Source organism: Nonomuraea sp. NPDC052634 (assembly GCF_040678535.1).
In the GTDB taxonomy this organism is placed as follows: Bacteria; Actinomycetota; Actinomycetes; order Streptosporangiales; family Streptosporangiaceae; genus Nonomuraea; species Nonomuraea fastidiosa.
In genome coordinates this window covers 1-18,980 of the sequence record NZ_JBFATY010000011.1, presented here as the reverse complement: position 1 = coordinate 18,980, position 18,980 = coordinate 1, and the positions used below count along the sequence as shown (strand labels likewise).

The window sequence follows — 18,980 nt, the reverse complement described above, 5'->3', positions numbered from 1 at the left end:
TGCTCCTGGTGGAAACCCGGATGCGGGGCGCGCTTTCCCCCAGTAGTACATTGGGTGTGACACAAGTGAGACGGAGTGGCAGATGATGAACAGGCTCAATGGGTCGGGCATCGCCTACCTTGACTACAATGCCACCGCACCGATCCGACCCGAGGCCGCCGCAGCCGTCATTGAAGCCATGCAGTTGGTCGGAAACGCCTCAAGTACGCACCAACCGGGACGACAGGCGGCGCATCGGGTCGACCTTGCTCGTCGACAGCTAGCCGACCTGCTCAACTGCTCACCGGGCGAGATCATCTTCACGTCCGGGGCGACGGAGGCGAACAACCTGGCCCTCCACTCTACATACATCCCTGGAAATTCCCTGGTGACGAGCCCGGTAGAGCATCCTGCTGTTCTAGAGACAGCCCGGATGATGACCGCCGAACGGCCAGAGGATCTTGTGCTGCTGCCGGTCGGCTCCGACGGCCTGGTGGATCTCAACGCCTTAGAGCAGGTCTTCGCGAAACGAAGCGGTGGGATCGTCTCCCTGATGGCAGCGAACAACGAGACTGGTGTCCTAACCGACCTTCGAGTCGTGGCCAAGGCGGCCCGTGAGGCTGGCGCCCTCGTTCATACGGACGCCACCCAAATCGTCGGCCGCCTGCCTGTAGACGTTGCTGAACTCGATGTTGATCTGCTGTCGCTGTCGGCTCACAAGTTCGGTGGCCCGCAGGGCGTCGGCGCGCTGTATGTGCGACGTGGCACGCCACTGCGGCACCGGCCACTCCTGGTGGGTGGCGGACAAGAGCGTGGCTGGCGCGCGGGTACTTTGAACGTGGCGGGGATTATTGGTCTGGGTGCTGCGGCCGACGCTGCACGACGCAACCTCGGTGAGGAAGCCGAGCGTGTCGCCGCACTGCGCGACCGCCTCGAAAGCCTGCTGACCCGTGCTCTGCCTGACTGTCGTATCAATGGCCGGCGGGATCAGCGGCTCCCCGGTGTGACAAGCATCACCTTCTCGGGGGTGCCAGCGGATGCTGTGCTGGCGGCCATGCCCGACGTCGCTGCTTCGGAGGGCAGCGCGTGTGCATCCGGTGCCCCGACGCCGAGTCACGTGCTCCTGGCGATGGGACTGTCGCGTGAGGACGCAGACAGCACGATCCGCTTCTCGCTGGGCTACGCCACCACGGACGACGAGATTGAGCACGCGGCGCGAGCCGTGGTACGGGCCGTGACGCAGGTTCGTTCTGCGCTGGCCGAAGCCGATGGCCCTCGCTAACTGTTACCCCGTTTAAACACCTCCTTAGGGCAACCGTACTTGAACACGGAGAGGTTCCTAATGTCAGACAGCCGGCTTGGGGAAGCCGCCCATTTTTCCTTCGCGCGACATGAGACCTTCGCGCCCCGCTTCGGCTGGCTACGCAAGGCGTATACGCAGATCAAAGACGACCCGAGTGCGTTCCTCGCGGATGACGCCCCGGTGCTGTTCGGCGTGGGCAAGAACATGGTCAACGCCATGCGCTACTGGTCGCGGGCCTTCAAGCTGACCCGCGAGCACTACCCGACGAGTGGGGCGCGCTCCAAGTACTCCTTCCCCACGTGGGAGGCCCGCTGGCTGCTCGACGATGACGGCGCTGACCCCTACCTGGAAGAAAACGGCAGCCTATGGTTGCTGCACTGGTGGCTGGTCTCTTCCCGTCCCGGGGCTAAATGCTGGGCGCCGACCTGGTACACGGCCTTCCATCTCGCGCCGTTCTCCCGGTTCACGGTGGCGGACATGACGCAGGTTGTTACCCGGCACGTGAACTTTTCCTACAAGGAGAGCCCGGTCGAAGCCTCGATCGTCCGTGATATCGACTGCTTGACCAAGATGTACGCGCGCAGCGCTCCGGAGAAGGCCGGCTCCCCGGGCAGCTATGAGGACTTGCTCGCTTGCCCCTTCCGCGACCTTGACCTGCTTACCTTTGTTGGCACGCGTGGCAAGCCGGAGTGGCAGTTCACTAGCGGGCACCGCACCACGCTACCCGCCCGGGTCCTGGCTTATGCCTGCCTCGACTACGCCGCCAAGTTTTCCCGTCAGGCCAACTCGATCTCTGTTGCCCGCCTGGCCAACGAGCCGGGTTCCCCGGGGCGCGCCTTCCGCGTTAGAGAAAACGAGATCGTCATGGCGCTGCAGAAGGTCGCCGCGGACCACCCGCAACTCAACCTGACCGAGGCCGTGGGACAGCGCAGCCTCGCATTCGCGGCCGACCCCTTCGTCCTGGCTTGGGAGGTGCTCGACGAGCAGTACGGCTTCGTCACCCACCGCCCCGGTTTCCCTACCCGCGAAGATTGGGCCGCCAAGTTCCCCAAGCTCGCCGAGGCCGAGCAGAAGGAACTCACCATCAATACCGCCGACACCGCCGAGCCACTCTTTGAGGAGACCGCGTGACCACCACAATCCCCACGCGGACCCCTAGCAGCCCCGCAACCTCCGCCCCGCAGTTTCCCGCCGGCATCAAACTCGTCGGCTCCCAGATGCGCTCGACGAACCTCGAGCGGGACGTCACGGATGCACTGCACGACCCCTACGTCGGCGCCCGAGCGGTCGACGTTCTGGAACGCATCGCAAGCGCGCTGGCCGACCAACGCCGGACCCGCGCCTGGTCGTTCACCGGCCCATACGGATCCGGCAAGTCCACCCTGGCCAACTTCATCGACGCCTTGCTCGGGCGGGACGCCAAGCGGCGTAGCCAGGCCGAGCGCATCCTCGACGAGGCCAGCCCGGCCCTCGCCCAGCGCCTGGCCGCAGCACGCGACGCCATCGCCCCCGACGGGTTCCTCGGCGCCGTAGCCACCGCACGCCGCGAATCCTTGGTGGCTACGCTCGCCCGGGCCCTGCACACTGCGGTGGAGCGACGCTGGGGCAAGCACATCTCTAAGGCCATCACTGCGGCCCTCGCGGCATGCGACGACCCCGACACTGCCAGCGCCAAGGACATCCTCGACGCCGTTACCGCACTGACGGCGGATGGGCAGCAGCCCCTACTCCTCATCATCGACGAGTTCGGTAAGACGCTGGAACACCTCGCCGGCCACAATGAGTTCGCCGACGCCCAGCACGACCTATTCCTGCTGCAGGAACTCGCCGAGAAGTCGGCCGGCCCCAATGGGCTGCCCGTCTACCTGATGACCCTCCAGCACCTGTCGTTCATGGATTACGCCTCACGATCCAGCGAACTCAAAACCCGCGAATGGGCCAAGATTCAGGGGCGCTTCGAGGACATCACCTTCGTCCCTCACCACGGCGACTCCCTGCACCTGCTGCGCCGCTGCCTCGACCACTCGGCCGTCAGCCCCGCAGGGCATGCACTGATTGCCGTGTCGGCCCAGGCATCCGCGGAGATCTGGACAGAGCGTGGTCTCGGGGTTCTAGCTGAACTCGGACCCGATCACTTCGCGGACCTCTATCCGCTGCACCCGATCACGGCCCTCGCTGCACCGATCCTCGCTGCCCAAATCGGCCAGCACGACCGCAGCATCTCAGGCTTCCTCAACAGCGGGGAGCCCAATACCGTCCGCCACTCGCTAGCCCGGCACAGCAGCGAGAAGGCCGACCGTGCCAGCACGGTGCGACTGCCGCAGCTGTACGACTACTTCCTCAACTCTGGGCGCACCACCCTGCTCGCTTCCGCCAACGCCAGCCGATGGATCGAGGTCGACTCGCGCATTCGGGAGGCCAACGGCCTTCCGGACACCGATCAGGACATTCTGAAGACCATCGGTGTCCTCAACCTGATCGACTCCGATGGGGTCCTCAGCGCCACCGCGCCGATGATCCACTTCGCTCTCCACGACCCTACTGAGGTCGCCGATCCCGAGGCCTTCGCGGCGCTCGAAGAGCGACTCGCCGACCTTGTCCGCCGGGGTTTCGTGGTCCACCGTGAGTTCAGTGGTGAGTACCGGGTTTGGCAGGGCACGGACGTCGACATCGACGGCCGGCTCAAGGAAATCATTAGCCGCTTCGATGAAGCCTCGGTCATCGATCGTCTCGGCAGTCTCGTCCCGCAGGCATTCGTAGCTGGCCGCCATAGCCAGGTCACCGGCATGATGCGCGTGTTCTACACCGCGGTCAGCGGTCCGGGGACCAAGACAGTTGCCGCCCCGGACGAATTGAGGGAGCCTGCCGACGGTCTCGTCGTCTTCCACCTCGGCACCGACGCCGACCGGCCGAATGTCGACTCACCCCTGCCAGTGCTCGTCGGCACCACGCCACACCCCGACGTGGTGCTCACAACGGCGACCTACCTGGTCGCGCTGAAGGAACTCAGTAATGACCTGGGCCTCGACCACGTCGCCCGGCGGGAAGTCACCGAGCGGATCGTGCAGGCCGAAGCGGAACTGCTGGAGCTGATGCAGGACGCCTTCTACCCGCCATCCTCCAAGGCGTCATGGAGCCTGTGGCAGAGCGGCATCGCCCCCGGCGAAGAACCGACCGCCTCCAACCTGACGGCCCGGAGCCTCAGCGGACTGGTCTCCCTGGCCTGCGAGTCGGTGTACCCGCACACGCCTCACATCCGCAACGAGATGCTCGGCCGCCACGTCCTGACCAGCCAGGCCGCCCAGGCCCGCGGCATACTGCTGACGGCTATGTTGTCCGCCTCAGGGCAGAAGAACCTCGGCTTCACGGACGGCTACAAGCCCGAGCGCGCCATGTACAGCGGCGCGCTGGCCTACCTCGGCCTGCACCGCGAGAACGGCGTGGCCCAGGCCGAGAGCCAGCAGGAAAGCCTGCTCCCGTACGGCTTCTCCCCGCCTGGCGAAGGTCACGAGCACGCCCAGCCCGCCTGGAACGCGTTGAACGAGGTACTCACCGGTGCCACCGAGCGCCTGAGCATGGAGAAGGTCATCCGGACCCTGATGAGCCCGCCCTTCGGGCTCAAGGCCGGAGTCATTCCGGTGTTCCTCGTGCCAGCCCTCGTCATTCGCCGGCACGACGTCGCCCTGTTCGAGGAAGGCACCTACCTGCCTCGGCTGACCATCGACGTGGTCGAACGCCTCGTCAAGGGCCCGGGACGCTTCTCGGTGAAGTACACGCCAGCCGGGGACGGCCAGCGCGGCAGCATTATTAAGAAGCTGATGGTCTCTCTCGGCGTGGAAGCACCACGCTCTAAGGCTCTGCGCAACCCCGACCTGCTCGCGGTCGCCAGTGCCCTGATCATGCGGGTGGCCGACCTCAGCAAGTACGCCCGCACCACCAAGAATATCTCCGCCGATGCTCGCGCCGTGCGCGAGACCATCGCGAAGGCGGTGGATCCCGACGAGCTAGTCTTCCACGCACTGCCGAAGGCTCTCGGCCTCCCAGAGGTCCCCGCACGCACGCGCGCCAACACGGAGGCGGCAAATACTTACGTCGAACGCCTCACCGCGGCTGCCGACGAACTCGTCGCGATCGACAAGCGGCTGCGCGCGGAGGTCGTCCGAGTACTGGCCAAGGAGTTCCGCCTACCGGCCGAACTGTCCCAGCTGCGTACCCAGCTCGCGGCCCGTCTGCGAGGCTTCGCAGACGCCGTGCTGACACCGGAACTGCGGGGCTTCGTCGACTTCGTCCTCAGTGACAGCCTCGAAGACGACGACTGGCTTGAGCCCATCGTCGTACGCCTGACCAACTCCGCCCTCGGAGACTGGGACGACCACGAAGCCAAGGTCTTCCCCCAGAAAGCCCGGGCAATGGCTGCAGCCCTCGACCGCGTCGGGCACCTGCACCATGCCGGGCGTGAGATCCGTGGCCGGGAAGAGAAGCTCGACGCGCAGCTGTTGACCTTGACCGACAGTGCCGGCGTAGAGCAGCGCACCCTGATCTACATGCCCGAACAGGTCCGCGGCGAGGCCGACACTCTCGCCGTCGACGTTCTAAACCAGGCCGAGAAGACGCTCGGCCCGGATGGAGCACGCATTCTGCTCGCTGCCCTCGTCCAGCGCGTGACCGATGCCGCCACAGCGGCAAGTGAAAGGAAGGCAGAGGGATGATTGAAGGAGCCGGCACCAAGAAGGTCCGACACGTGCTCGGTATCTCCGGCGGCAAGGACTCCTCCGCGCTCGCTGTCTATATGCGCGACCGAGTCCCGGAGATGGAATACTTCTTTTGCGACACCGGCGCCGAGCTGCCTGAGACCTACGAGTACCTCAACCGGCTTGAGGCCGCCTTGGGCAAGTCAATCGTGCGGCTGAACGCCGACCGTGACTTCGACCACTGGATGGAGGTCTACCAGGGCACCCTGCCCAGCCCCCAGATGCGTTGGTGCACGAAGAACCTAAAGATCAAGCCCCTGGAAGACTGGGTTGGCGATGACAAGGTCATCTCCTACGTAGCCATCCGCGCTGACGAGAACCGCCTCGGCTACGTCAGCACCAAGCCGAACATCGAGGCCGTCTTTCCCTTCCGCGAGGACGGCATCGACAAGGACGGCGTGATGCGGATCCTCGACGAGGCTGGCATCGGTCTTCCCGACTACTACGAGTGGCGCACTCGCTCAGGCTGCTACTTCTGCTTCTTCCAGCGCAAGCACGAGTGGGTCGGCCTCAAGGAGCGTCACCCCGACCTGTTTGAACGGGCCGTCGAGTACGAGAAGAAGGTCCGATACCGCCACACTGCCATGAAGGGCCGCAACTACACCTGGTCGCAGGGTGAGTCCCTTCTGGAGCTAATAGCGCGCAAGGATGAGATCGAGGCTAAGCACCAGGAGGCCTTGGAGCGCGCCGCCAAGCGCGTCAAGCCCAACCGCCCCCTCCTGGAAGTTCTCAGCGACGCCCTCGACTCCGATGATGACGAGGCTGGCTGCTCTGTCTGCCACCTCTGAAGGGCTGGTTCATGTGCCCAACTGCTCAGGCCCGCCTCGCGGATGCTCTCCGTGAAGCGGGCCGTTGCCGCCTTCAGAAGGACGTCATTGCCTCATTCGATGGCGAGTGGACCCGCATTGCAGACCGCCAGGTCTGAGCAACTGAAGCCATGCGACAGCCTTCGGAGGAATTGCTGCTAGCCCGGAAGGCGTTCCTGGCCCGAATGTTTGCCCGGTGGACGTCTAGACGAGTAAGTCCTAAGTCGGTTAGTGGTCGTAGGCGATCAAGGATCGGGTGATGGGCTGGCCGGTGGCCCGGTTGTGCCAGATGGCCGCGGTCAGGGCCAGGATGCGCTGGGCGATGCGAGCGCCTACGCCACTGACCGTGCGGCCGCCGTGTAACTCCAGGCCGAGCTGGCCTTTGAGGGTGTCGTTGACCGATTCGATGCGCTGGCGGATCGGTTTGAGCAGGTGCTCGCCGGGACGAGGGGTGCGGTTGCGGTAGGACGGGCGCAGCAGCCGCACGCCGCGCTCGGCCAGGAAGGCGTCCAGTTCGGCGGAGATGTAGCCCTTGTCGGCGATGAGGAGCAGGCCGGGGCGCTCGGCCAGCAACTGCGGGTCGTGGTCGCAGATGGCCATCAGCACCTGGCGTTCATCGATCGTCGGGCTGGCCAGGGCCCAGGTGATGGGCAGCCCGGCGGGGGTGCAGATCAGGTGCAGGCCCCAATACCAGCGGGAGTGGGCGCGGCAGTAGCCATAGCCGGCCCAGCCGGCCAGCGCCGAGCGGCGGACGGTGGGCCGGGAGCGGCCGCATTCGACGGGGGTGGAATCGACCACCCAGACCGGGGTCTTGCCACAGGTCGGTGTCGGCTGCCAGGACACGGATCGCGGATTTGAGCAGGGGTAGGGCCTTGTGCAGGCGTTTGTTGTAGCCGGACTGGCCGGGCAGGTACGGAAAGGCCCCGGGCAGATGCCCGGGCACGTAGCGGAGCCAGCGTGCCTGAGAGTCGATGCCGAGCAGGACCTGGGCCACCGCCAGGGTCAGCAATTCGGCGTCGGTCAGCTTGGGCGGACGTCCCATCCGGGGTGATTTGCCGAGCCAGTCGTCGATCGTCACATACAGTGCGGTGAGAAGGGTGTTGAGGTCTGTTGTCACGAACCGATCGTCAACACCCTTCGTCGTGCTTGCATCCCAAACGACTTAGGACTTACTCGTCTAGCTGTACTGACCACAGAGGTTGAGTACATGGGGCGACACGATCTCTCGGGTCGTTGAAAGGAGGAAGGGCCTGCGGATTCGGTGTGGATTGCGATATCTACGCCAAGCTCCGGAGGCCCTTCATGCCCCACAGTAACGCGCTGCTGTCTGAGCGCGGGCGGCTTTGCCTCGCCCGCTGTGTCGTGGAGGACGGCTGGCCCCTGCGTCGTGCCGCGGAACGCTTCCAGGTGGCGGTGAGCACGGCCAAGCGCTGGGCCGACCGCTACCGCCAGCTCGGCCCCGCTGGGATGACCGATCGATCCTCCCGACCGCATCACAGCCCCCGCCGCACCCCGACCCGGACCGAACGACGCACCATCAAGATACGCATCCTGCGCCGGTGGGGACCGGCCCGCATCGCCTATCTGCTGGGCCTGCATCCCTCCACGGTGCACCGGGTCCTGTCCCGCTACGGCCTGGCCCGACTGCGGCACCTGGATCGGGCTACCGCCCGTCCGGTTCGGCGCTACGAACACGACCGACCCGGCGATCTGGTGCACGTGGACGTCAAGAAACTCGGCAACATCCCCGATGGCGGCGGCCACCGGATCACCGACCGGCAAACCGGACACCACCATCGCAAGGCCACCACGACCGCCCGCTACCCGCACGGCAAACCCAAGATCGGCTACAGCTACCTGCACACCGCGCTCGACGATCACTCCCGGCTGGCCTACACCGAGATCCTGCCGGATGAGACCAAGCAGACCGCGGCCGCCTTCTGGCACCGCGCCCACGCCCACTTCGCCGGCCTGGGCATCACCATCCGCCGGGTGCTGACCGACAATGGCAGTTGCTACACGTCCTTCCTGTGGCGCGACACCCTCGCCGGCCTGGGCATCAGCCACAAACGCACACGCCCTTACCGGCCCCAGACCAACGGCAAGGTGGAACGCTTCCACCGCACCCTGGCCGACGAGTGGGCCTATGCCCAGCCCTACACCAGCGAGTCCGAACGCCGACAAGCGTTCGGACCCTGGCTGCATGCCTACAATCACCACCGAGCACACACCGCACTCGGCGGGCACCCACCAGCTAGCCGCGTACCTAACCTCTCAGGTCAGAACATCTAGCGCGTGGGTGGCGCGGGCCGCGACCGGCCGGAGAGCCGCAGCGCGGCCCGCTTGCCGCCCCGACGCGCGCCGGGCCGCCGTAGGCGGGCCGGCCTTGAAGTCGTGAAGAAAGTCCTCATCGAGCGATCTTGTGTTCGAAGGTGTGAGGGCTCTGACCTGCGGTTCCGTGGCCCTATAGCCGTGGCTGCGGTCGAGTAGCTGTCTTAGCGGTTGTCGATGCGGCGGGGGCACGGCTATCGGCGTGGCTGCCTTCACAGCTGCCATGTCTCGCTCAGCTCTTGGCGTCGCTGGACGGGGTGCTTTCGCCGGCCTGGTCGTGGGGTTTGACGAAGCTGCCGAGGTTGGGGACGGTGTAGATCTTGTCGGCGGCCCTCAGCCGCTCCATGGCCTTACGTATGGTGGGGCGGGAGACGCCGAACTCCTCCATCAGCTTGACCTCGGAGATCTTGAACTTCGGCCCCCACTCGGCCGAGTCGATGCGCTCAAGCAGGACCTCAAGGATCTGTTCCCAGCGGGAGCGGTCCTCGTCGAAGACCCAGGTGCGCGTGTGCTCGACATATCTGGCCACGATATGAGAGTAGGAGGGCGTTTCACGGCCCTTCTTACCGGATCACGCAGTTCCATGGAGCTGCATGGTGTGGACAGGTACTTACAGGCTTGGTAGCCTCAGGGTGTGGCGTTGGTGAGCGACGGCCGCGAGCCCCTCCGGGTGGGGTATCTCGCGCGCTCCCAGGCGGGTCCCGCTAGAGCGCGCTGCACGGCTGACGTCCGATGCTCGCTCACCAACGCCCTCTCTGTATCCGTGGCTCTTGGACGTCCGGTCGGCGGGCGCGGATGTGGGCGCGCGAAGGGTGGTGGCCTGATGGCTGAGTTCGGTGAGTGTTACGGCGTGCACCCCGTCCCGCCTCGTCCCGACGCGGTTCCGGTCCAGTGGGGGCGGAAGCAGAAGCGGGCGGGCAGTGTCCGCGTACGCGCGTACACCTGCGACTGTGTGCCTGTGTTCTTCGAGCAGTGCGTGGCCGGCGGGCTCGGGTTCGTCAGGCGCTATGACCGTACGGGCGCTGCAGTGGTCATAGCGGACAGTCCTTGGGTGAGGGTTTCCGAGGCGCAGCTTCTGTGGCAGCGGCTCATGACCGGTGAGGCCAGGTGACGCCCGGAGGTCGTCTGTGGGTGCAAGACCTCGCTTGCGAGCCAATGTGATGTGAATCACAGCAGCGGCTCATCGGTGCGATCATTGCGGCGATGTAGCCCCTTTGTCGGTGCGGGGGAGTGTCGGTAATTGCCGCGTTTGGGGTGCTATCGGGGGGTGGCTCATCTGCCTCCCGACTCATAGCCGCGGCTCTGAGCTGCGAAAACACGGGAACTGCGGAATGTAGCCGAACCGTTACTCTGGCGTACCGACAAGCTCGCGCAAGGAGTTGCGATTGGCCCTGCAAGGTCCTGTCCTCGCTGTACGCACAACCGCCCGGTCGCGCGGTTGCGAGCTGTGAGGAGAAGGTCCAGGGTGCTCGGCAAGAGCATGAAGCATCGACTGGTCCCGGCGGTGCGGGACAAGGCTACGGCTGGACGGGTGCGCTCCGTGTCGTCGCCGGAAGGTAGCCCGTGGCTTGGGGCCACGGCGGTCAACAACGTATCGGGGGAAGTGCTGGAAACGCTCCTCTCGCCGTCGTTCGCTCAGGTGCAGGCTGAGGTCGACGCGGCGGCGAAGGTCCGTGCGGGCCGGCGAGGCCGCGCGGTGTACTCGTTCATGACGGCGGAGACGCGTACGGCGCGATCCGCGACGCTCACCCACAAGGAAGAGGACGGTCTCAAGGGCGCCGAGTGATGCCTCCTCGCGCCCGGCCGGAGGAGACGTCGGCGGTATCGGGGGAGCCGCCGGCGTACGGGCTGGACATCCGACGGCACGACAGCATCATGCCCGCCGAGGCGGTGGGCGGGATGCTCGGCCTCGACAACGCGGCTCACCGCAGTGGTGGGCCGAATCCCCACCCGTCAGGTAACCCGGGGTCGCTTCGGCGGCCTGCCTTCACGAACGGGGAAGCAACTCGTGGGTCTCAGTGAGATGGAAAGGCAGGTCTTGCTCCGCGAGCTGGCAGAACTCGCGGCGGACCTGGCCGAGCTTCAGCGCCGTGCAAGCAGGATCACTTCTCGTCTCGATCAGGGCGAGTCCGAGCGTCCAGCTCGTCCAACCTGATCGTCAGCTTCTCCACGTGCTCGCGGATCTCGCGTAGCTGCTCGGAGATGATGCGGAACTCTTCGCTGTATCCGCCCGGAGTGGTGCCGGCGGCGGTGTCGTCGTCGGGTGTACGGCTGACGAAGCTGCCGGCGCCCTGGCGGGTCTCGATGAGTCCTTCATCGCGGAGGACGGCCAGGGCGTTGCCGATGGTCATCATGGCGACGCCGTACTTGTCGGCCAGCTCGCGGGCCACCGGGAGGCGCTCGCCGACCGCGTACCGGCCTGATGCGATGTCGCGGCGGATGTCGTCGGCGATCCTCAGGTAGGGCCGGCGCCGGTCGGTGGTTGCCATACCTCCACAGTAGCGGTTCTAGGTGCCTAGGTCTCTGGGCAATGGTTCGGGAAACTTGGGGCTCCCACCAGCTAACTCAGTTTCGAAGTCTAGATACCTAGGTATCTTTGTATCTAGAACATCGACTCAAGGAGATCAGCTCTCATGCGCACTATCCCTATCCCTGTCGACACCTCCAAGCTCGTGATCACCTGCGTGAAGTCGCCCAAGCCGCGGCTCCTCAACAAGGACACGGGCGAGATCAAGACCGACAAGAACGGCAACACCGTGTACGAGGTGACCGTGTCGGTCGAGGACGAGTTCGGCCGGATCGAGCTCGTCAGGATCGGCACCTCGGGCGAGCCGCCCATCACCGCCGGCCAGCAGGTCAACCCGACCGGCCTCGTCGGCTACGTGTGGGAGATGGCCGGCCGGTGGGGCATCTCGTACCGCGCCGACACGATCGTCCCGGCCGACACGGGGGAGCCCCTCCGTGTCTGACACGCTCTCCCTGGTGCTCGGAGTCCTGGCCGCTGCGGCGGCCGGGCTCTGGGCCTGGCGCCGCTGGCACTACCGGTCGTACTGGCTGGTGGTCGCCTTCCCGCTCGCTGCGATCAGCGTGTGGGCCACCTGGCGCAAGGTCGCCCTCGGCTGCGGGCTGACCAAGAAGCGGCAGTGCTTCTGGTTCACCACCGTGCCGGGGATGGTCGCCTCGACCGGCGTCGTACGGGTCAGGCGCAGGTTCCAGCGCGTGGCCGTGGACACCAGGCCGTTCATGTGGCTGCCCAAGCCGACCCGGCACGGATGGCGGGTCACCGTCCACACCCTCGAAGGACAGATCCCGGCCGACTATGCGAACGCCGCCGAACGGCTGGCGCACTCCTGGGGCGTCCATGCCGTTCGCGTCTCCTCGCCGCGACCCGGGCGCGTCGTCCTGGCCGCCACAGTGCGGGATCCGCTCGTCCGGGTCGATACGGTGCCCGCCTCGCCCGAACTGCTCAAGGTCATCGTAGGCAGGCTGGAGACCGGCGGGCCGTGGGTGATCGACTTCAGGACCGTCCCGCACTGGCTCAACGCCGGTGCCACGCAGTCCGGCAAGTCCAACCTCGCGAACGTCCTGGTACAGGGCCTCGCCCCGCAACCGGTCGCTCTGGTCGGTTTCGACCTCAAAGGCGGTGTGGAGCTGACGCCGTACGGGCCGAGGCTCTCGGCGCTGGCCACCACGAGGGCCGAGTCCGTCACGCTCCTCGACGACCTTGTCAGCCTGATGACCAGCCGCATGGCCGTGTGCCGCGAGGCCGGCGCCCGCAACATCTGGCAACTGCCGGACGAGCAGCGCCCCACACCCGTCGTGGTCCTGGTGGACGAGCTGGCCGAGCTGTATCTGATGGCCGACAAGAGCGAGAAGGACGAGGTCGCCAGGACCTCCACCGCGCTCCTGCGGGTCGCGCAGCTCGGAAGGGCGTTCGGGATCTACCTGTTCTGCTCCGGGCAGCGCATCGGCTCCGACCTCGGTCCCGGCGTCACCGCCCTGCGCGCGCAGTGCTCCGGGCGGATCTGCCACCGGGTCAACGATCCCGAGACCGCCACCATGACCCTCGGCGACCTCGACCCCGCCGCCCTCGCCTCGGCGCGGGCCATCCCCGCCGAGACTCCGGGCGTCGCGATCGTCGCCTCGCAGGACGGCCAGTGGTACCGCGCCCGCTCCTTCTACGTCAGCGAGCAGGACGCCGAACACGCCGCCACCGCGTACGCCGAGCTGGCCCCGTCATGGGAGGACCTCGTCTCCGGCAATGCCGCCCGGATGAGCGACGCCGACCTCGCCGACTTCCTCGACTCCATCCCGAACCCGCGGAAGGCGTGAGGCCGATGCGATGCCTGGCCCGCTGGCTCATCGACACCGGCCCCGTTCTGGTCCTGGCGGTCATCGCCGGGGCGGGCTCGTTCACCCACATCCGCGACACCGCCCGCGAGCACGGCCAGTCCGGCTGGATGGCCTGGGCCGTGGCCGTCTGCATCGAGCTGACCTGCGTCATGGCCGCCCGCGAACGCCAGCGCGACAAGAAGACCGGCCGCGCCCGGCGTGGCCCGATCTCCTGGCCCGTCCTCGTCCTGACCGGAGGAATCGTCCTGTCACTCGCCGCCAACCTCGCCCAAGCCGAACCGACCGTCTGGGGCTGGATCACCGCCGCGACACCACCGGCCGCCTTCCTCGTCGCCGTCTCGATGCTCGAACGCCGGGCGTCGGGCGCTGACACCGCTCCGCCGGTCCAGGCCCCTGAGACGGCGCCACCAGCCGTACCCGCCCCTGATCGTCCCGCCCTCGACACCGGCCAGGACGAGCGGCCCGGACCGTCACCCGCACTCGTCGACTTCGCCCGCCGGGTCGCCGCCGAGCACCACGCCAAGCACGGCAAGGCGATCACCCGGGACGCGCTCCGCGCCCGCCTGGGCGTGTCCGACCAGCTCGCCACCGACCTCCTCCACACCCTGCACACCACATGAAAGGCCAGATCACCATGCAGAACGACCGAGACACCCTCATCGCCGGCCTCATCGCCCTGGCCGGCCTCCTCAAGGCCGAGCCCGAGCTGCCCCTGCCGTTCCCGGTCATCGCCCATGCCTTCCCGGCCAAGGGACCGGACGACGAGATGCGCGCCGAGGTCGATCGGGTCGCCGCCCTGCTCGGCACCGAGATCGACCCCGACCTCACGCCGTACGGCCACTACAAGACGGCCATCGAGTTCGGGCCGGTCCGGTACGAGTTCACCGCCATCCTCGCCGCCGCGCGTGCCCGCCACGCCGCCGTCGACAGCTACCGCGACTCCATCCAGATCGACAACCTCTAGGGAGACAGCACCATGCGCATCCGCCTCGAAGGCAGCCGAGCCGAACTCACCCTCGGCATGATCCACCTCCGGCAGCTCTTCACCGTCACCTCCATGTCGCGCGCCTACCCCGCCCGCCATCGGGCCCGGCAGTACCGCATCTATCTGACGATCAGCCCGCGCAAGGACCAGTGACCGATGACCGCTGAAGAACCCGTCACGCGCGGCCGCTGCTGCACCTGCAACGGCACCGGCCTCGACGGAGACGGCGAGACCTGCCGCGACTGCCACGGCACCGGCATCGACAACCACGGCGCATAGCCGAAGAACCCCTCACCTGGCCACACAACCGCCAAGTTCCGCGCCAGGTGAGGGGCCATCCCCATCCAGATCTCATCCGGATAGGACGGATCCATCTTGCATCACCCACACGCCATCGCCGGGATGATCGCCCGGCTCCATGACCCAGAATTCAGCCGCTGGGCGTGCCAGATCAAGCGCGCCGGCGGTTGCCGCCAGCCGATCCACCTGCGCGGCAAGGTCGAGCACTACGACCGCGCGACCGGCCGCCTCCTGCGCCGATACAGCACGCTGCACGAGCCGAACGGCGTCCTGCGCGTGCCCTGCAAAACCCGCCGCGCCTCCCGCTGCCCGGCCTGCGCCGAGGTCTACCGCGCCGACACCTACCAGCTCATCCGGGCCGGCCTCGTCGGTGGCAAGGGCGTGCCGGAGACGGTCAGCACGCACCCGTGCCTGTTCATCACCCTCACCGCACCGTCCTTCGGAGCCGTCCACACGCGACGGGAGAACAACGGCAAGGCCCTGCCCTGCCACGCCCGCCGCGACGCCGGGACCTGCCCGCACGGCCGGACGATGTCCTGCACTCAACGGCACCGCGCCGACGATCCCTGCCTGGGCGAACCGCTCTGCCCGGACTGCTACGACTACGACGGCTCGGTCCTGTTCAACGCGATCAGCCCCGAGCTGTGGCGGCGCTTCACGCTCGCCCTGCGCCGCCGCTTCGCCCGGCTCAACGGCCTGACCGTCAAAGCGCTCAGCGAGTACGCCGGAATCGCGTTCGCCAAGGTCGCCGAATACCAGCGACGCGGCGTCGTCCACTTCCACGCCGTCATCCGCCTCGACGGCCCGGACGGGCCCAGCTCACCGCCACCGCCCTGGGCTGACTCTCTTGAGGAGGCCGTCCGTCATGCGGCGGCCGTCGTGACGGCGGAGGTCAAACCGCTGGGCCGGACCTTCCGCTGGGGGACGCAGCTCGACATCCGCCGTATCAGCCTGGACGGCGACCTCACCGAGCAGGCCGTGGCCGCGTACATCGCCAAGTACGCCACCAAGGCCGCCGAATGCGTCGGCACCCTGGACCGCCGCGTCCAGCCGCTCGACGACCTCGACGCCCTTCCCGTTCGCGACCACGCCCGCCGCCTGATCGCCGCCTGCATGCGCCTGGGCAGCGACGTCGCGCTGGCCGACCTGCGGCTCACTCACTGGGCGCACATGCTCGGCTTCCGCGGTCACTTCTCCACCAAGAGCCGCCGGTACTCCACCACCCTGGGCGCTCTGCGTGCCGCCCGCGAGGAGCACCGGCGTACGGAGGAGATCACCACCGGGCGCCTGCCGCTCCTCGATGAGGACACCGTCCTGGTGGTCGCGCATTGGCAGTACGCCGGACAGGGCCTGTCCCTGGGCGAGCAACTCCTGGCGGCGGCGCTGACCGGCGTCCCCCTACCGAGCGTGGGTGGTGGTCCTCGATGACCAGGAACGACCGGCTGATGACCGTCCCGGAGGTCTGCGCCGAACTGGGCGGGGTTTCTCGCCGCACCTTCTACCGCTGGCGGGAGCTCGGCCAGGCACCGGCCTGCGTCCAGCTTCCCAACCACGAGCTCCGTATCTGGCGGAGCGACCTCATGACCTGGCTCAACGCGCGGCGGGAGGGAAAGTGAAGACCACGTACGACGTCAAGCTCGACCAGGTCCAGCAGCGCACCGACCGGGCCAGCTCGTTCATCGCCCGCTGGCGGGTGGCCGGCAAGCAGAGGTCGAAGAGCTTCCGCACCAAGGGGCTGGCCAACGCCTTCATATCGGACCTGTGGCAGGCGGCGAAGGCAGGGGAGGAGTTCGACGTCGCCACCGGCCTGCCGGTGTCGATGCTGGCGGCCGAGCCGGAGGGGCCGTCGTTCCTGGAGTTCGGGCAGGCGTACGTCTTGCGGCGCTGGAACTCCTCGGCGGCCCGGACCCGCGAGACAGACGCGTACGCGCTGCTCACGCTGATCCCCGCTTTGGTCGAGGACGCTCCGTACCGCCCCGCCGACGAGGCACTGCGCGAGGTGCTGCGCATCCACGCCCTCCTTCCGGAGAGCAGGCGCGTCCCGCTGAACCCGTCGCAAGCCGCGGCGTTGCGCTGGCTGGAAGGAGCGTCTCTGCCTCTGTCGGCGCTGGGGGAGGCGGACGTGCTGCACAGGGCGCTCGATGCCATCACGGTCACGTTCTCCGGAACCCCGGCAGGGGCGAACACGGTGCGCCGCAAGCGAGCCGTCCTGCATCACCTGCTGGAGCATGCGGTGGAGCAGAAGGCGTTCAGCAGCAACCCGCTCGACGGCATCAAATGGAACGTGCCAAAGGCGGTCACCTCCGTCGATCCCCGCACCGTCGTCAACCCGGCTCAAGCCCGGATGCTTCTGGAGGCCGTGGCCAAGGTCGGCCGCAAGCGAGGGGCGCGGCTCAAGGCGATGTTCGCCTGCATGTACTACGCGGCGCTCCGGCCGGAGGAGGCCGCCGACCTGCGGCTGCGGAACTGCACGCTGCCCGAGGAGGGATGGGGGCTGATCGTGCTGGAGAAGGCCCGGCCGCAGGGCACGAAACGGTGGACCAACTCCGGCGAGACCCACGAGTCGCGCAGCCTCAAGCACCGCGCCGACAGGGAGACCCGCGAGATCCCGATCCCGCCCGTCCTCGTCACGATGCTTCGGGAGCACATCGCCACGTACGGCACCGCCGACGACGGGCGCATTTTCCATACGAGCACCGGCGGCACCTACTCCAGCTCGGCGCACTCCTACGTCTGGCAGGAGGCGCGGAGGCTCGCCCTCACGCCGGAGCAGGTCGCCTCGTCGCTGGCCGCCCGCCCGTACGACCTGCGTCACGCGGCCGTCTCGCTCTGGCTCAACGCCGGAGTCCCGGCCGTCGAGGTCGCCAAGCGCGCCGGTCACAGCGTCGACGTCCTCCTGCGGGTCTATGCCAAATGCATCGACGGGCAGCAGGACCGGATCAACGGCAAGATCCACAACGCTCTGAACGGCTGATCCCGTTCTCACCAGTTTTGGCCCCGGTCCGGCCGGGGCCTTGACCTTCGATACCCGAGTCGTTCCCGCAGGTGCCCGTCGTGCTGGGCCACTCTGACGTGCACGGGCAGCGAGAGGAGGACCATGACCAGCGATCCGAGAACCTCCGAAGAGCCGCGCCGCGTGGGGCGCCCGCCGTACGGACTGCCGATGCGTGACCGGCGCCGGTCCACCGCCTTGTCCGACTCGCTCAGCTGGAGACGGTACGCCACGCCGACCCCGCCCGGTCCTCGCGGCCGGCGTCTGCGGCTGCCCAGGGCCGTGATCGTCGCCGGGCTGCTCGGGTGCATCAGCGTCGGCGTCTGGTCGATCTCATGGCAGGCCAACGGCTCCTCGCCGCAGAAAGCAACCGCCGCGATGCCCACTGCGGAGGCCCCGGTGACGACGCTTACGCCGTCTCCGACCTCCCCGCCTTCCAGCGGGCCTCCCCGAACACCGCCGCCCTCCGCGAAGGCGAAGGCCCGGCCGCGTCCACCTAAGGCTGCGAAACAGGACAGGAAGCATCGGCGACGAGCCGCACCAGCCGTGCGTCGTCCGCTCCCGCCTCCGGTGAGGAGTCGTGGGGGACAGCAGCACCGGGTGCACCGTCCCAAGCGGGCCGAGGCACGTCGGCACGTTCACCGCGCGCCGCGCAGGCTTTCGATGTTCGGCAACAGGTGCGACCAGATGTTCCCGCCGTCCCGGCCCGAGCAGCGGATCCGCAACCGGGCATGCCACGTGCTGCTGGGGTAGAGCGGCCAACACAAGATTGCAAGCGGGAATGATTTCCCGCTTGCAGCGTCTGTACAGAACAATTAGCAGCGTCTCGGCTGCGAAGGCTCGAATCAATTGCGTGCGGAGCGGCGACGAGGCTCTTGGAACGCTCGATCGCGTAGCAGGTTTTCATCCCGAACGGTGATGGGATGCCCTGATTCGATGATGCCTTCTGCTACCAGTTCTGCTAGTGCGTGATTGACCGTTTGCCGACTGCAGCCCATCCAATTTGCTATCTCGTCCTGGGTGAGAGGAACTTGCAGGGGAGCGCTGCGAGTCGAGCTCCTACCGTAGCGGTTGTGCAGCTCAAATACGGCAGCCGTAGATTGTTGTGATCATGGTGTTGTCTCGGCGTAGGTATGCCATCGCTGGTGGCAGAGGCGCGCTCGATATTGGTGCCGTCGCC

At 67.2% G+C, this 18,980-nt stretch carries 18 protein-coding genes and 1 pseudogene; 15 read left to right on the top strand and 4 right to left on the bottom strand.

The genetic code is table 11. The features are described from left to right. Positions 1 to 82 precede the first annotated feature (82 nt). Genes AB0K67_RS33180 through AB0K67_RS33165 form a run of 4 tightly spaced genes read left to right on the top strand, consistent with a single transcriptional unit; the run spans position 83 to position 6,821 of the window. Positions 83 to 1,261, top strand: coding sequence for a cysteine desulfurase family protein (locus tag AB0K67_RS33180; RefSeq protein ID WP_364068073.1), 1,179 nt, complete (start codon positions 83 to 85; stop codon positions 1,259 to 1,261). Positions 1,262 to 1,321: 60 nt separating this feature from the next. Continuing rightward, complete coding sequence (locus AB0K67_RS33175; RefSeq protein ID WP_364068072.1) at positions 1,322 to 2,413, top strand: DUF4007 family protein; 1,092 nt, start codon at positions 1,322 to 1,324, stop codon at positions 2,411 to 2,413. Further along, complete coding sequence (locus tag AB0K67_RS33170) at positions 2,410 to 5,991, top strand: ATP-binding protein (RefSeq protein WP_364068071.1); 3,582 nt, start codon at positions 2,410 to 2,412, stop codon at positions 5,989 to 5,991. Before AB0K67_RS33175 ends, AB0K67_RS33170 begins: the two co-directional genes overlap by 4 nt. Next, positions 5,988 to 6,821: a phosphoadenosine phosphosulfate reductase family protein gene (locus AB0K67_RS33165; protein WP_364068070.1), complete on the top strand. Its 834-nt coding sequence runs from the start codon at positions 5,988 to 5,990 to the stop codon at positions 6,819 to 6,821. The genes AB0K67_RS33170 and AB0K67_RS33165 overlap by 4 nt, the downstream gene beginning before the upstream one ends. A 246-nt stretch (positions 6,822 to 7,067) precedes the next feature. Here AB0K67_RS33165 and AB0K67_RS33160 read toward each other — a convergent pair. Further along, positions 7,068 to 7,956, bottom strand: a pseudogene (locus AB0K67_RS33160) (IS982 family transposase). A gap of 185 nt (positions 7,957 to 8,141) precedes the next feature. Between AB0K67_RS33160 and AB0K67_RS33155 the strand changes: the two are divergent. Beyond that, positions 8,142 to 9,131 carry an IS481 family transposase gene (locus tag AB0K67_RS33155; protein WP_364068069.1) on the top strand — a complete coding sequence of 330 codons (990 nt, stop codon included), beginning with the start codon at positions 8,142 to 8,144 and terminating at the stop codon, positions 9,129 to 9,131. 271 nt (positions 9,132 to 9,402) lie between these two features. Here the strand turns inward: AB0K67_RS33155 and AB0K67_RS33150 are convergent, their stop codons facing one another. Further along, the gene (locus tag AB0K67_RS33150; protein WP_364068068.1) at positions 9,403 to 9,699 is read right to left on the bottom strand and encodes a winged helix-turn-helix domain-containing protein; all 297 of its coding nucleotides are present in this window, start codon (positions 9,697 to 9,699) and stop codon (positions 9,403 to 9,405) included. A 936-nt stretch (positions 9,700 to 10,635) separates the two neighbouring features. On the opposite strand from AB0K67_RS33150, the gene AB0K67_RS33145 reads away from it, so the two are divergent. Next, positions 10,636 to 10,956 carry a hypothetical protein gene (locus AB0K67_RS33145; protein ID WP_364068067.1) on the top strand — a complete coding sequence of 107 codons (321 nt, stop codon included), beginning with the start codon at positions 10,636 to 10,638 and terminating at the stop codon, positions 10,954 to 10,956. A 316-nt stretch (positions 10,957 to 11,272) separates the two neighbouring features. Here AB0K67_RS33145 and AB0K67_RS33140 read toward each other — a convergent pair whose 3' ends face one another. Continuing rightward, a complete protein-coding gene (locus AB0K67_RS33140; protein ID WP_364068066.1) occupies positions 11,273 to 11,659 on the bottom strand; it encodes a winged helix-turn-helix domain-containing protein in 387 nt (128 codons plus the stop codon). Between the two features lie 144 nt (positions 11,660 to 11,803). Between AB0K67_RS33140 and AB0K67_RS33135 the strand changes: the two genes are divergently transcribed. From AB0K67_RS33135 to AB0K67_RS33095, 9 genes are all read left to right on the top strand, one after another. After that, positions 11,804 to 12,139 carry a hypothetical protein gene (locus AB0K67_RS33135; protein ID WP_364068065.1) on the top strand — a complete coding sequence of 112 codons (336 nt, stop codon included), beginning with the start codon at positions 11,804 to 11,806 and terminating at the stop codon, positions 12,137 to 12,139. Next, positions 12,132 to 13,502: an FtsK/SpoIIIE domain-containing protein gene (locus AB0K67_RS33130; protein WP_364068064.1), complete on the top strand. Its 1,371-nt coding sequence runs from the start codon at positions 12,132 to 12,134 to the stop codon at positions 13,500 to 13,502. Before AB0K67_RS33135 ends, AB0K67_RS33130 begins: the two co-directional genes overlap by 8 nt. A 5-nt stretch (positions 13,503 to 13,507) precedes the next feature. After that, positions 13,508 to 14,143: a DUF2637 domain-containing protein gene (locus tag AB0K67_RS33125; protein ID WP_364068063.1), complete on the top strand. Its 636-nt coding sequence runs from the start codon at positions 13,508 to 13,510 to the stop codon at positions 14,141 to 14,143. Further along, positions 14,140 to 14,487: a hypothetical protein gene (locus AB0K67_RS33120; RefSeq protein ID WP_364068062.1), complete on the top strand. Its 348-nt coding sequence runs from the start codon at positions 14,140 to 14,142 to the stop codon at positions 14,485 to 14,487. Before AB0K67_RS33125 ends, AB0K67_RS33120 begins: the two co-directional genes overlap by 4 nt. Positions 14,488 to 14,499: 12 nt before the next feature. Then, on the top strand, positions 14,500 to 14,661 hold the full coding sequence (locus AB0K67_RS33115) for a hypothetical protein (protein WP_364068061.1): 162 nt from the start codon (positions 14,500 to 14,502) through the stop codon (positions 14,659 to 14,661). A gap of 3 nt (positions 14,662 to 14,664) precedes the next feature. Continuing rightward, a complete protein-coding gene (locus tag AB0K67_RS33110) occupies positions 14,665 to 14,787 on the top strand; it encodes a hypothetical protein (RefSeq protein ID WP_364068060.1) in 123 nt (40 codons plus the stop codon). 96 nt (positions 14,788 to 14,883) lie between these two features. Next, complete coding sequence (locus AB0K67_RS33105; RefSeq protein WP_364068059.1) at positions 14,884 to 16,236, top strand: replication initiator; 1,353 nt, start codon at positions 14,884 to 14,886, stop codon at positions 16,234 to 16,236. After that, positions 16,233 to 16,424: a helix-turn-helix domain-containing protein gene (locus AB0K67_RS33100; RefSeq protein WP_364068058.1), complete on the top strand. Its 192-nt coding sequence runs from the start codon at positions 16,233 to 16,235 to the stop codon at positions 16,422 to 16,424. The genes AB0K67_RS33105 and AB0K67_RS33100 overlap by 4 nt, the downstream gene beginning before the upstream one ends. Further along, entirely contained in the window at positions 16,421 to 17,782 is a 1,362-nt protein-coding gene (locus AB0K67_RS33095) for a tyrosine-type recombinase/integrase (RefSeq protein WP_364068057.1), read from the top strand. The genes AB0K67_RS33100 and AB0K67_RS33095 overlap by 4 nt, the downstream gene beginning before the upstream one ends. Before the next feature lie 863 nt (positions 17,783 to 18,645). Here the strand turns inward: AB0K67_RS33095 and AB0K67_RS33090 are convergent. Next, positions 18,646 to 18,837, bottom strand: a complete 192-nt coding sequence (locus tag AB0K67_RS33090) for a helix-turn-helix domain-containing protein (RefSeq protein WP_364068377.1) — start codon at positions 18,835 to 18,837, stop codon at positions 18,646 to 18,648. Positions 18,838 to 18,980 lie beyond the last annotated feature (143 nt).